Origin of the sequence: Candidatus Centipeda massiliensis, from assembly GCF_900290285.1 — a bacterium.
Classification (GTDB): Bacteria; Bacillota; Negativicutes; order Selenomonadales; family Selenomonadaceae; genus Centipeda; species Centipeda massiliensis.
Genome location: NZ_LT985755.1, coordinates 250867 through 262926, shown reverse-complemented (window position 1 = coordinate 262926; position 12060 = coordinate 250867). Strand labels below are relative to the sequence as shown.

Sequence of the window (12060 nt, the reverse complement as noted above, 5' to 3'; positions counted from 1 at the left end):
TTTGTATGAGCATTATGGATCCACTGGAAAAGGTTGACCCACAGGCGTATGCGGCGATTGAGCAGGAGCTGAACCGCCAGCGCACAAAGCTGGAACTCATCGCCTCGGAGAACATCGTCAGCCGCGCCGTCATGGAGGCGCAGGGAAGCGTACTCACCAACAAGTATGCGGAGGGCTATCCCGGTAGGCGCTACTACGGCGGCTGTGAGTATGTCGATGTGGCGGAGCAGCTTGCCATTGACCGCGCGAAGGAACTCTTCGGCGCAGCATGGGCAAATGTGCAGCCGCATTCGGGCGCACAGGCGAATATGGCGGTGTTCTTTGCACTCCTGCAGCCGGGCGACACGATCCTCGGCATGAATCTGACGGATGGCGGACATCTGACGCACGGAAGCCCCGTCAATATCTCCGGCGCCTATTACAAGGTCATTCCCTATGGCGTGGACAGGGAGACGGAGCGCATTGACTACGACGCTCTGGAGCGCCTCGCCAAAGAGAACAAGCCGAAGATGATTATTGCGGGTGCATCTGCCTATGCGCGGATCATTGACTTCGAGCGCATCGAAGCAATTTCAAAGGCAGTCGGTGCGATCTTCATGGTGGACATGGCACATATTGCGGGACTCGTTGCCGCAGGGCAGCATCCAAGCCCCGTGCCCCATGCCGACGTAGTCACCTCGACGACGCACAAGACCCTGCGCGGTCCGCGCGGCGGCATCATCCTCAGCCGCGATGCGGAGATGGGCAAGAAGATCGACAAGGCGGTATTCCCCGGCATTCAGGGCGGCCCCCTGATGCACGTCATTGCAGCGAAAGCGGTGGCGCTTGGCGAGGCACTCGCCCCCTCGTTCAAGGAGTACGGCGCACAGGTGGTAAAGAATGCGGCAGTGCTCGCAGACGAGTTGATGAAGCACGGCTATCGCATCGTCTCGGGCGGAACGGATACCCATGTCATGCTCGTTGATCTCACGAATAAGGAGATCACGGGCAAGGAGGCACAGACCCTCCTCGACGAGGTCAACATCACGGCGAACCGCAATACGATCCCGTTTGAGCCGCGCAGCCCGTTCGTCACGAGCGGACTCCGCCTCGGCTCGCCCGCCCTCACCACGCGCGGCTTCAAGGAGGAGGATATGCGCGAGGTCGCGCGGATCATCGCTCATGTCCTGGATGCGCCGACGGACGAAGCGCGCAAGGAAGAGGCGCGGAGTCGTGTTGCTGCGCTCTGTGCAAAATATCCCATCTATGAGTAATTTTCTGGAAGAAAGGAAGCCTTCCATGGCTGATACATTTCATCCGTCCGACATCAAGAGTCTCCATCTCGTCGATCATCCACTGATTCAGCATAAGCTGACGATCATGCGCAGGAAGGAGACGGGGACGAAGGAGTTCCGCGAACTGCTCTCGGAGATCGCCATGCTCATGGCGTATGAGATCACGCGTGATTTCCCCTTGCGTGACGTGGAGATCGAGACACCCGTCGCAAAATGCCATGCAAAGATGCTTGCGGGCAAGAAACTCGGCATCGTCCCCATCCTGCGCGCAGGCCTTGGCATGCTCGACGGCATCCTGACGCTTGTGCCCGCCGCACGCGTGGGACACATCGGACTCTATCGTGATCCGGAGACCTTGGAGCCGGTCGAGTACTACGCCAAACTCCCGAGCGGCGTGGAGGATCGCACGCTCATCGTTCCGGATCCCATGCTCGCAACGGGCGGAAGCGCATCGGCAGCGCTCACCATGCTCAAGCAGAAGGGGGCAAAGAACATCATCCTCATGTGCCTCGTGTCGGCGCCCGAGGGCATTCGGCGCGTAGCTGCCGATCATCCGGACGTGCCGATCTACGTCGCCGCCGTGGACAAATGCCTCAATGAGCACGGCTACATTGTACCTGGCCTCGGTGATGCAGGCGACCGTATCTTTGGGACGCTGTAAAACCTTCAGCCTTCCCCGTATGACGGGGAAGGGGGACCGCGCAAGCGGTGGAAGGGGGACAAAAAAGAGACTGCTACATTCGTGTAACAGTCTCTTTTAAGTTTCAAAATATGGCGGAGAGGGTGGGATTCGAACCCACGGTGCGTTGCCGCATCACCGGTTTTCAAGACCGGCTCCTTAAACCACTCGGACACCTCTCCGTGTCAGCGTGGTTATTGTATCAGAAATTACAGGGCACTGTCAAGGAAGCACGGATAAATTCAGCCGCGCCATCTTGACACACATCTTCTTTGTAGTATCATGATATTAGTCAAGTTAGCCAGAGAGGAAGTGAAGTTTGCTATGCGTCAGGTAAATATGCTCGAAGCGAAAACGGATCTGTCGAAACTCGTCAAAACGCTGGAAAGCGGCGAGGAGGATGTGATCTGCATTGCGCGCAGCGGCACGCCCATCGTACAAATGACGCTCATCCACCCGAAGAAGGAAACGGAGCGCATCGGTGTGGCACGGGGGAAATTCGTTGTTCCCGACGACTTCCAGCGCTGGGATGAGGAAGTCGTGGATCTGTTTGAGGAATCCTGATGAAGATTTTACTGGATACGCATATTTTACTGTGGGCGCTCTCGGATGACGAAAAACTGTCGCAGCAGGCAAGGGCGCTCATCAAACATCCTAAAAATGACATATACCATAGTATCATTTCCCTTTGGGAGATCGAGCTCAAACATCTGCTGCATCCGGTGCAAATGCCAGTCAATGCCGAGGACATCAGCGGGTATTGTGCGGAGGCAGGAATTCCTCAACTCCCCATATACGGAAAGCATATTTTTTTGCTGCATACCCTTGCGCGCACCGATTCTGCGAAGCCCCACAAAGATCCGTTTGACCGTCTGCTCATCTGTCAGGCAAAATGTGAGAATATGCTCTTTCTCACCCATGATGTTCTGCTTCGAGATTACAATGAGCCGTGTGTAAGCATTGTATAAGGGAATCGCTGATATTTTCGGAGCAGTCATAGACGATCATCATGGGGCTGCTGCACGAACTACATATAGCCAAAGACAGAAGAAGTTGCTATAATAAGAAAATATCATTGACGCAAAGGAGGAGATGGCGTATGCGAATTGCTCTGTTTGATTCGGGGATTGGCGGACTGACCGTACTCAGTCATGCACGGCGGGTGCTTCCATCGGAGGAGTTTTTATTCTTTGCTGATCGGGATCACGTCCCTTATGGGACGAAGTCCGTCACTGCTGTGCGCGGCTATGTTCGCGAGGCCTTTCGCTTCCTCGTCGAAAAACAGGGCGCTGAGGCGGTTGTCGTCGCGTGCAATACGGCGACCTCGGTCGCTGTGGATGAGATGCGGCGGCTTTACGAGGTGCCGATCATCGGGATGGAGCCAGCGGTCAAGAAAGCGCTTGAGCAGGACGGTGAACGGCGCGTACTCGTGACAGCGACGCCCATCACGATCAATGGGGAGAAGCTGCGGCGGCTTGTTTCGGCACATGATACAAAGTCTCTCGTCGACCTCCTCGCATTGCCGCGTCTGGTGGAGTTCGCGGAGCGCAAAGAGTTCGTCTCGCCGCAGGTGGAGGAGTATCTATGGAATGCGCTTGCGCCCTACGACCTGTTGAAATACTCAGCGATTGTACTCGGCTGCACACATTTTAACTATTTTAAGGACACCTTGCGGCGGCTGTTGCCAAAGACGATTCGCTTCGTTGATGGCAACGAGGGAACGGTCGAGGAACTGGCGCGGCGCACAGGGCTCCATATTGCAGCTGCCGGCGTGCAGACGGCGCACTGTACGTTTTTTGAGTCCGGCAGACCGGTCACGGGGGTTGAGCCGCTGGCGCGCATCGAGAGTTACCTGGTACGCGCGGCGCGCATGGAGGAGATTGTCTGAAGATTTGAAGGAAGGGAGCATTCATGCCGGTTATTTCTACACATCGGGTGAATTTTTACGATACGGATGCGATGGAGGTTGTGCACCATGCAAATTATATCCGTTGGTTCGAGATCGGGCGCGTCGCCTATCTGCGCCGCATCGGCATTACACTCGGGGCATTGATGGAGGCGGGCTACGTCTTTCCCATCATAAAGGTTGGCGCAGAGTTTCACGCGCCGGGACACTTCGACGATGAACTCGTGATTGAAACAACGGCGACCGCTCTCACAAGAGCAAAGATGGCGTTTTCCTACCGCATTCTGAATGCGGCGGGAACCGTGCTCGTGACGGGATTTTCGGAAAATGTATTTACCGTGCGCGAGACGGGGCATATCACACGCCTGCCAAAGGAGTTTTATGAGCGCTTTGAGGCAGCGATGAGCGCGGAGAAAGAAGGACGGGACATTGGATACTGAGTTCGTATGGTGGACCTATTGGCTGCTTGCATTGGTGGTTCTTTTAGAGCTTGGAAAGAAGGCATTTTTTTCCTATTTTGGCGCGGAGAAGATCGTTCCGAAAGCGGAGGAGATGACACCGTTCTCCGTGGTTGAACGAACGGAGGACAGGCTCGTGATCGGCGCGGCACTTCCCCTTGCGAACGAGGGAGAGCAATGTGGCGTCATCATGGATGCGATCCTGCGCGTGCAGCTTCCATTCGAGCAGTATGACGGCGCATGCGTGCGCGGTAAGGTCGAGCTAGCAGGCGCACCGCGTGAGGACGACTATTTCGAGGCGGCGCTGATCCAGAAGCGTGAGCGCATCGACCTCGTCCTGAAACTTTCCATCGAGGGACGCAAGGGAAATACGCTCGAAGAGGCGATTGCAGGTCTGCCGGACTTCCGCATGGATCTCATTTATCAGGAGACGGGACGCATTCCTGCGCACTATTCAAAAGTTATACTGAAGATTACGGCGGCGGAAATTGCTGCGCTTGCAGGCGTCACGCTTGCACAGGAAGGGGGCAGGAAGAATGGCTGAACTGAATATTCTCCCCGTTCCGACGCGCATTCTGACCGATGCGGACGACATCGCAGATGCCATTGCGTACTATGCGGGTGCGCAGGTAACGGCGGATGATCTCGTCTGTTGTGCCGAGAGTGTCGTTGCGGTGACGCAGGGGCGCTTTGTCCGACCGGAGGAACTTCATATTTCCGGCATGGCAAAATTTCTGTGTCGCTTTATTCCGGACTATGGCAGTCTTGCAACCCCGCATGGGATGCAGTCACTCATGGATGTCGAGGGCAAATGGCGCGTCACGGCTGCACTTTTTGCGGGATTCCTCGGAAAGCTCGTCGGCAAAAACGGGCTGTTCTACCAGTGGGGCGGCAAGGAGGCGGCGCTCATCGACGACGTGACGGGAACGATGCCGCCGTTCGACAAGGTGGTTGTCTACGGCCCTGCCGAGCCGGATGTGGTCGCCACGCAGATTCGCGACCGTGTGGGCGCATTCGGCGGCATGATCGCAGACGTGAACGACCTGAAGCGTTCGCGTGTGGTCGGCGTATCGGATGGGGTCAACGGCGAACTCGCAGCGAAGCTGCTGCTCGACAATCCATTCGGCAACGCCTCGCAGAAAACGCCGATCTGCATCATCAAAAACTATCGGCAGTATCAGGAGCGTCATCAGGCGTAACACCATGCTGTGCATGGTTCCCCTCCCTCGTTTCGACGGGGGAGGCTTTGCATTACGGTATATTAGGGAAGCACTGATAAATTCAGCCGCGCCATCTTAGCGCATCTTTTTTGCCCGCTTTTTGTCGGCAAATCCTCCACATAGCTTTGGCTATGCGTCCGGTTTGCCTCCTCAATCGGACGAAAAAATCTACGCCAATCTGACGGACTTCATTTTATCAGCGATTCCTTAGCGTCCCCCGTCGAAACGGGGGAAGTGGCGTGCAAAGAGAGCCGATAGGGGCACTCTGCATAATCTTCCAAAGGAGAACATATTTCATGCCAAGAAGAGATCTGAGGCGTGCTGACCAGCTGCGTCCCGTGCGGATCGAGCGTGGATACCAGCGCTACCCCGCAGGCTCGGCGCTCATCGAGATGGGGCATACGCGCGTCCTGTGCGCGGCGACCGTGGAGGAACGCGTACCGTTCTTTTTGAAGGGCACGGGGACGGGCTGGGTGACGGCGGAGTACTCCATGCTCCCCGGTGCGGGCACCGAGCGTACGGCACGCGAGGCAATGCGCGGACATCAGACGGGGCGGACGCAGGAGATCCAGCGGCTCATCGGGCGTGCACTGCGCGCCGTCGTCGATACGAAGGCACTCGGTGAGCGCACGATCCACCTTGACTGCGATGTCCTGCAGGCGGATGGGGGGACGCGTACAGCGTCGATCACGGGAGCATTTGTCGCACTTGTGGAGGCGTGCGCGACGTTTTACACGAGACGCGGCATCTTCCCTGTGCGCGACTACGTGGCGGCGGTCAGCGTCGGCATCGATGCGGAGAATACGCCGCTGCTCGATCTCTGCTATGAGGAGGATTCGACGGCGATGGTCGACATGAACCTCGTCATGACGGGCGCGGGGGCGTTTGTCGAGGTACAGGGAACGGGTGAGGGACGCGCGTTCTCGCGTGCGGAGATGAACGCGCTGCTCGACCTCGGCGAACGCGGCATACGCGAACTCATCGATGCGCAGAAAGTGGCACTCGGCGAAGCGCTCTCATGGATGCCGGGGCGGGAGGGATAGTATGAGCGAAAAAATAATACTGATTGCCACATCGAACGAAGGCAAGGTGCGCGAGATGGAGAAAGCGTTTACGGGGCTTCCCGTGCGCCTTGTCCCGCTTTCACGCATTCGTGAGGTACTTCCCTCGGTGGGGCAGATCGAAGAGCCGGTGGAGGACGGAGCGACCTTTATGGAAAATGCACGGATCAAAGCGCATTACTACATGGAGAAAACAGGACTTGCCGCGCTTGCCGATGACTCCGGACTCTCCGTGGAGATACTGGACGGTGCTCCCGGTGTCTACTCCGCACGCTATGCCGGCGTGCACGGCGATGATGCGGCGAACAACGCAAAGCTCATCGCAGATATACGGGCACACGGTACGGAGAATGCGGCTGCCGCCTATCACTGCGCCCTTGTGCTGGCACTGGAGGACGGACGGGAACTCACTGCCGAGGGAACGTGCACGGGCTTCATCCGCCCCGAGGCACGCGGTACGGAGGGGTTTGGCTACGACCCGCATTTCTATCGCGCAGACGGGAGATCGATGGCAGAGCTCTCGCGTGAGGAAAAGCACGCGATCAGCCATCGCGGCGCGGCACTCGACATGATGAAGAAATTACTGCTGGAAAGAGGTGTCGTGTGAAGATCGGAATTGTCAGTGACAGCCATGGGAACACCAGTGTATTTGAGACGATGCTTGCCGTGCCGGGGGCACGCGAGGCAGAGCTGTGGCTGCATGCGGGGGACTTCGCGCCCGATGCGGATGATTTGGAGATCCTGTCGGGCAGACGCGTTGCACGCGTGCTGGGCAACTGTGACCTTTTCATGGACGGCGTCTATGATGAAACCGTGGTCGAGGCGGCGGGACACCGCATCTTCCTCACGCACGGACATCTCTTCAACGTGCGCTTTGACACCATGATGCTCGCCGAGGCAGCGCGCACTGCGGGGGCGGATATCGCAGTCTATGGGCATACGCATATCGCACTGGAGGAGCATGGAGATGTGACCGTGCTCAACCCCGGCAGCATTGCACGCCCGCGCGATGCTGCCCGCGGTTCGTTCATGCTGGTCGATCTGCGTGAGAACGAAACACCAACGGTGCAGCTCATTCGCATATAATGGATCGCCTTGATTGATCGAGGATGGAGCCATATAAAAAATTTTCAAAAAAATTTACGATATAAAATCCATATCTTATGATATGGATTTTATATATATAATAACAAATTAAACATAAACAATATCTTGTTTCGCATAAAATAATTCGATTGAAATATAAAACAATAAGATAAAGATGAAAAAGAACGATATTGTTCCACCTTGTGAATCTCATTCCTAAATTGAATGAGATTCACTTTTTTCAAGGCTTTGCGGCGAATTTGAAAGACTTGAAAGCAAGAAAAAAATATGATATAGTCTAACTAACCTGTGTATAAGTTATATTTATAGGAGGGATTATTTTGCGAGAGCTAAGCGCAAAAGCAATCACGGAGAACGTCGCCGAGATGTGCAAAGAAGCGGCGTACTATCTCCCGGATGATGTCTACGAGGGACTCAAAAAGGGGCGAGAGATAGAGGAGTCACCCGTAGGAAGAGTCGTATTGGATCAGATCATTCGCAATGCTGAGATCGCGCGTGAAGAGGATCGTCCGTATTGCCAGGATACGGGCATGACGATTGTGTTCGTAGAGGTCGGGCAGGATCTCCACATCACAGACGGACTCCTTGAGGACGCGATCAACGAAGGCATTGCGAAGGGCTACACGGAGGGCTATCTGCGCAAGTCGGTCGTCGCGGAGCCGCTCTTCAACCGCAAGAACACGCAGAACAACACGCCGGGCGTGATCTACACGAAGATTGTCGCGGGGGACGCACTCAGCATCACGATTGCACCAAAGGGCTTTGGTTCGGAAAACAAGTCCGGTGTCAAGATGCTCGTTCCTGCGGACGGCGTGGAGGGCGTGAAGAAGGCGGTCATGGAGATCATCCAGCACGCAGGGCCGAATCCGTGCCCCCCCGAGGTGGTCGGTGTCGGCATCGGCGGTACGATGGATCAGGCGGCACTCCTCTCGAAGAAGGCGCTCACGCGTCCCATCGACCAGCGCCATCCGATGCCCGAGTATGCAAAGCTTGAGGGTGAGCTCCTTGAGATGATCAACAAGACGGGCATCGGACCGCAGCTGGGCGGAACGACGACTGCACTTGCTGTGAACGTAGAGTGGGGCGCGACGCACATCGCCGGCCTCCCCGTTGCGGTGACGATCTGCTGCCACGCACTTCGTCATGCACATCGTGCCCTGTAACAAATTTTTCTGTGTATTATCGTTAGGGAGGAATACTCATGGCGGAAAGTATCCGTATTACGACTCCGTTCACGGAGGAAATGTCGCGTAAGCTGAAGGCGGGCGACAGCGTTCTCATTACGGGCACGATCATCAGCGCGCGCGATGCGGCGCACAAGGCGATGACGGAGGCGCTTGCAAAGGGCGAGCCGCTGCCGGTCGACTGGCACGACCAGATCGTCTACTACCTGGGGCCGACCCCTGCAAAGCCGGGCGATCCGATCGGCTCGGCAGGTCCGACGACCTCCGGCCGCATGGATGCCTACACGCCGACGATGCTTGAGCAGGGCATCAAGGGCATGGTGGGCAAGGGCTCACGCTCGGCTGCTGTCGTGGAGTCGATGAAGAAGAACGGCGTCACCTATTTTGCCGCTGTCGGCGGCGCTGCGGCGCTCATCGCGAAATCCGTGAAGAAGTACGAAGTCGTAGGCTATCCCGAGCTTGGCCCTGAGGCAGTCGCAAAGCTGACGGTCGAGGACTTCCCCTGCATCGTCGTCATTGACTCCGAGGGCAACAACTTCTACGAAATGGGGCAGAAACCCTACCGCAAACTCTAATTTAGAGAGTGTTCATGCCGATGGTTTGGCGCATGACAAATCATTCGGGGACGCTGCTCCGGACGTGGTTCGGAGCAGCGGCTCCAAAGGTCAACATATTTCAGGAGGTATGAAATGTTCCACACAACCTTTTACATGCGGCGGCTGCATTCATTGGTCGGACTCGTCATCATCGGCGTGTTCCTCTTCGAGCACGTCTTTACGAACTCGACCGTGCTGGGTGGGGCGAAGGCGTTCAATGACTCGCTCGCCATGATGGATCTCATCCCGCGCCCTGTGTTCTATGGGCTTGAGGTCTTTGCCATCGCCGTGCCGATCCTCTTCCACGCGATCTATGGCATCTACATCGCAGCGCAGGCGAAGAACAACCCCAGCAATTATGGCTATGTCCGCAACTGGCAGTTCGCCGTGCAGCGCTATACGGCATGGCTGCTCATCCCCTTCCTCGTCTGGCACGTCGGCTATATGCGCGTATGGGAAAAGGGCGTCATGGGAACCCATATCAACTATGACCTCCTCTACACCTACTTTGTGTCCGGCGATTATGCAATCCTCCACACGGTGCTCTATACGCTCGGTATGCTTGCAGCGATCTTCCACTTCTGCAACGGCATCTCGACGTTCTGCATGACGTGGGGCATCGCGAAGGGGCCTCGTGCACAGTCCGTCATCAACGCACTGTCGATGGGTCTCTGCACGCTGATGAGTCTCATTACGCTCGCCTTTATGGCAAGCTATTTCATGTAAGAACCGCAGCAAAGGAGAGTAAGAATGGCTAAGCTACCAGAAAACAACATTGCGATCATCGGCGGCGGTCTTGCGGGACTTCTTGCAGCACTGAAGATCTGCGAGGGCGGCGGTAAGGTCGACCTCTTTTCCTATTGCCCGGTGAAGCGTTCGCACTCGCTCTGTGCACAGGGCGGCATGAATGCCTGCATGGATACGAAGGGCGAGCACGACAGTGTCTACGAGCATTTCGACGACACCGTTTACGGCGGTGACTTCCTCGCCGATCAGCTTGCCGTCAAGGGCATGGTCGAGGCAGCGCCGAAGCTCGTCAAGATGTTTGACCGCATGGGTGTTCCGTTCAACCGTACGCCAGAGGGCGTGCTCGATCTGCGCAACTTCGGCGGACAGAAGAACAAGCGCACGGTCTTTGCCGGTTCTACGACGGGGCAGCAGCTTCTCTATGCACTCGACGAGCAGGTGCGCCGTTGGGAGGTCAAGGGCAAGATCACGAAATACGAGTTCTGGGAATACATCCGCGCGATCAAGAACAAGGACGGCATCGTCCGCGGTCTGGTCGCACAGAACATGAACTCAAACGAGATCAAGGCATTCCCTGCGGATGTCGTCATCCTCGCGACGGGCGGCCCCGGACAGGTGTTCGGCCGCTGCACAGCGTCCACGATCTGCAACGGCTCGGCTGTCTCCTCTGCGTACCAGCAGGGCGCGCACATCGGCAACCCCGAGTTCATCCAGATCCATCCGACCGCAATCCCCGGATCGGATAAGAACCGTCTCATGTCCGAGGCGTGCCGCGGTGAGGGCGGACGCGTCTGGACGTACAAGGACGGCAAGCCTTGGTACTTCCTTGAGGAGATGTACCCCGCATACGGCAACCTCGTTCCGCGTGACGTTGCCTCACGCGCGATCTTCAAGGTCTGCGTGCACATGGGACTCGGCGTCAACAACGACCGCCGCGTCTACCTCGACCTCTCGCACATCCCTGCGGACTACCTCGAGCATAAGCTCGGCGGCATTCTCGAGATGTACTCCGAGTTTGTCGGTCAGGATCCGCGCAAGGTGCCGATGGAGATCTTCCCGTCCGTGCACTACTCGATGGGCGGCATCTGGGTCGACCGTATGCACCACACGAACATCCCCGGTCTCATGGCGGCGGGCGAGTGCGATCACCAGTACCACGGTGCGAACCGTCTTGGTGCGAACTCGCTTCTCTCAGCGAGCTACTCCGGCTACGTCGCAGGACCTGAGTCGCTCCGCTGGGCACGCAGCGGCGAACTTGGTGCGGCACTCACGGAGGAAGAACTCGAGACGGCACGCAAGGAGTGTGTCGCGGAGTTCGACAAGATCCGCAACATGACAGGCTCCGAGAATGCGCACAAACTCCATCAGGAGATGGGCGAGATCATGTACGATTACGTCTCCATCGAGCGCGACAACAAGGGACTCGATATCTGCCTTGAAAAGCTCAAGGGCATCCTCAAGCGTTGGGATGATATTGGCGTGACCGATCATGGCACATGGGCGAACCAGGAAGCGATGTTCGTGCGTCAGCTCCGCAACATGATCCTCTATGCGATGGCGGTTACGAAGGCGGCACGCTGCCGTGACGAGAGCCGCGGCGCACATGCGAAGATCCTGCTCGACGACAAGGGCGAACGTATGACGGATGCCGATGGTGAGCTCATGTTCTACGGTCGTGACGATGAGCGCTTCATGAAGACCTCCATCGTGGACTACGATCCGCAGACCGAGGAACCGCAGGTCAGCTACATGGAATTCGAGCATTCGCTCATCAAGGCGCGTGCGCGTAACTACGCCGTCGCCAAGAAGGAGTAAGGGAGGATAGAAG

General features: G+C 56.9%; 16 protein-coding genes and 1 tRNA gene. 15 read left to right on the top strand and 2 right to left on the bottom strand.

From position 1 onward, the window contains the following. Nucleotides 1-5: 5 nt before the first annotated feature. Both glyA and upp read left to right on the top strand, forming a co-directional pair. Complete coding sequence (glyA, locus tag C8273_RS07205) at nucleotides 6-1253, top strand: serine hydroxymethyltransferase (RefSeq protein ID WP_106627066.1); 1248 nt, start codon at nucleotides 6-8, stop codon at nucleotides 1251-1253. A gap of 25 nt (nucleotides 1254-1278) precedes the next feature. Next, nucleotides 1279-1935, top strand: a complete 657-nt coding sequence (gene upp, locus C8273_RS07200) for a uracil phosphoribosyltransferase (protein WP_106627065.1) — start codon at nucleotides 1279-1281, stop codon at nucleotides 1933-1935. A gap of 111 nt (nucleotides 1936-2046) precedes the next feature. Here upp and C8273_RS07195 read toward each other — a convergent pair. Then, nucleotides 2047-2135 (bottom strand) — tRNA-Ser (locus C8273_RS07195). Nucleotides 2136-2292: 157 nt separating this feature from the next. On the opposite strand from C8273_RS07195, the gene C8273_RS07190 reads away from it, so the two are divergent. From C8273_RS07190 to C8273_RS07165, 6 genes are all read left to right on the top strand, one after another. Next, nucleotides 2293-2517, top strand: coding sequence for a type II toxin-antitoxin system Phd/YefM family antitoxin (locus C8273_RS07190; RefSeq protein WP_234343935.1), 225 nt, complete (start codon nucleotides 2293-2295; stop codon nucleotides 2515-2517). After that, the gene (locus C8273_RS07185; RefSeq protein ID WP_106627063.1) at nucleotides 2517-2921 is read left to right on the top strand and encodes a type II toxin-antitoxin system VapC family toxin; all 405 of its coding nucleotides are present in this window, start codon (nucleotides 2517-2519) and stop codon (nucleotides 2919-2921) included. Before C8273_RS07190 ends, C8273_RS07185 begins: the two co-directional genes overlap by 1 nt. 131 nt (nucleotides 2922-3052) lie before the next feature. Further along, complete coding sequence (murI, locus tag C8273_RS07180; protein ID WP_106627062.1) at nucleotides 3053-3841, top strand: glutamate racemase; 789 nt, start codon at nucleotides 3053-3055, stop codon at nucleotides 3839-3841. A 23-nt stretch (nucleotides 3842-3864) separates the two neighbouring features. Next, entirely contained in the window at nucleotides 3865-4299 is a 435-nt protein-coding gene (locus C8273_RS07175; protein WP_106627061.1) for an acyl-CoA thioesterase, read from the top strand. Next, complete coding sequence (locus C8273_RS07170; RefSeq protein WP_106627060.1) at nucleotides 4289-4861, top strand: hypothetical protein; 573 nt, start codon at nucleotides 4289-4291, stop codon at nucleotides 4859-4861. Before C8273_RS07175 ends, C8273_RS07170 begins: the two co-directional genes overlap by 11 nt. Next, nucleotides 4854-5516 carry a Rossmann-fold NAD(P)-binding domain-containing protein gene (locus C8273_RS07165; protein WP_106627059.1) on the top strand — a complete coding sequence of 221 codons (663 nt, stop codon included), beginning with the start codon at nucleotides 4854-4856 and terminating at the stop codon, nucleotides 5514-5516. Before C8273_RS07170 ends, C8273_RS07165 begins: the two co-directional genes overlap by 8 nt. 62 nt (nucleotides 5517-5578) lie before the next feature. Here C8273_RS07165 and C8273_RS13170 read toward each other — a convergent pair whose 3' ends face one another. Then, nucleotides 5579-5692, bottom strand: coding sequence for a secretion protein HlyD (locus tag C8273_RS13170; protein WP_106627304.1), 114 nt, complete (start codon nucleotides 5690-5692; stop codon nucleotides 5579-5581). A 141-nt stretch (nucleotides 5693-5833) separates the two neighbouring features. Between C8273_RS13170 and rph the strand changes: the two genes are divergently transcribed. The 7 genes from rph (at nucleotide 5834) to sdhA (ending at nucleotide 12047) form a co-directional block, all read left to right on the top strand. Then, entirely contained in the window at nucleotides 5834-6580 is a 747-nt protein-coding gene (gene rph / locus C8273_RS07155; RefSeq protein ID WP_106627058.1) for a ribonuclease PH, read from the top strand. A gap of 1 nt (nucleotide 6581) precedes the next feature. Then, complete coding sequence (gene rdgB / locus C8273_RS07150; protein WP_106627057.1) at nucleotides 6582-7205, top strand: RdgB/HAM1 family non-canonical purine NTP pyrophosphatase; 624 nt, start codon at nucleotides 6582-6584, stop codon at nucleotides 7203-7205. Beyond that, nucleotides 7202-7684, top strand: coding sequence for a YfcE family phosphodiesterase (locus tag C8273_RS07145; protein ID WP_106627056.1), 483 nt, complete (start codon nucleotides 7202-7204; stop codon nucleotides 7682-7684). Before rdgB ends, C8273_RS07145 begins: the two co-directional genes overlap by 4 nt. 341 nt (nucleotides 7685-8025) lie before the next feature. Then, nucleotides 8026-8868, top strand: coding sequence for a fumarate hydratase (locus C8273_RS07140; protein WP_106627055.1), 843 nt, complete (start codon nucleotides 8026-8028; stop codon nucleotides 8866-8868). Between the two features lie 38 nt (nucleotides 8869-8906). After that, complete coding sequence (locus C8273_RS07135) at nucleotides 8907-9464, top strand: Fe-S-containing hydro-lyase (protein WP_006692615.1); 558 nt, start codon at nucleotides 8907-8909, stop codon at nucleotides 9462-9464. A gap of 114 nt (nucleotides 9465-9578) precedes the next feature. Beyond that, nucleotides 9579-10211 carry a succinate dehydrogenase gene (locus C8273_RS07130; protein ID WP_106627054.1) on the top strand — a complete coding sequence of 211 codons (633 nt, stop codon included), beginning with the start codon at nucleotides 9579-9581 and terminating at the stop codon, nucleotides 10209-10211. Between the two features lie 24 nt (nucleotides 10212-10235). Next, on the top strand, nucleotides 10236-12047 hold the full coding sequence (sdhA, locus tag C8273_RS07125) for a succinate dehydrogenase flavoprotein subunit (RefSeq protein ID WP_106627053.1): 1812 nt from the start codon (nucleotides 10236-10238) through the stop codon (nucleotides 12045-12047). Nucleotides 12048-12060: the final 13 nt, after the last annotated feature.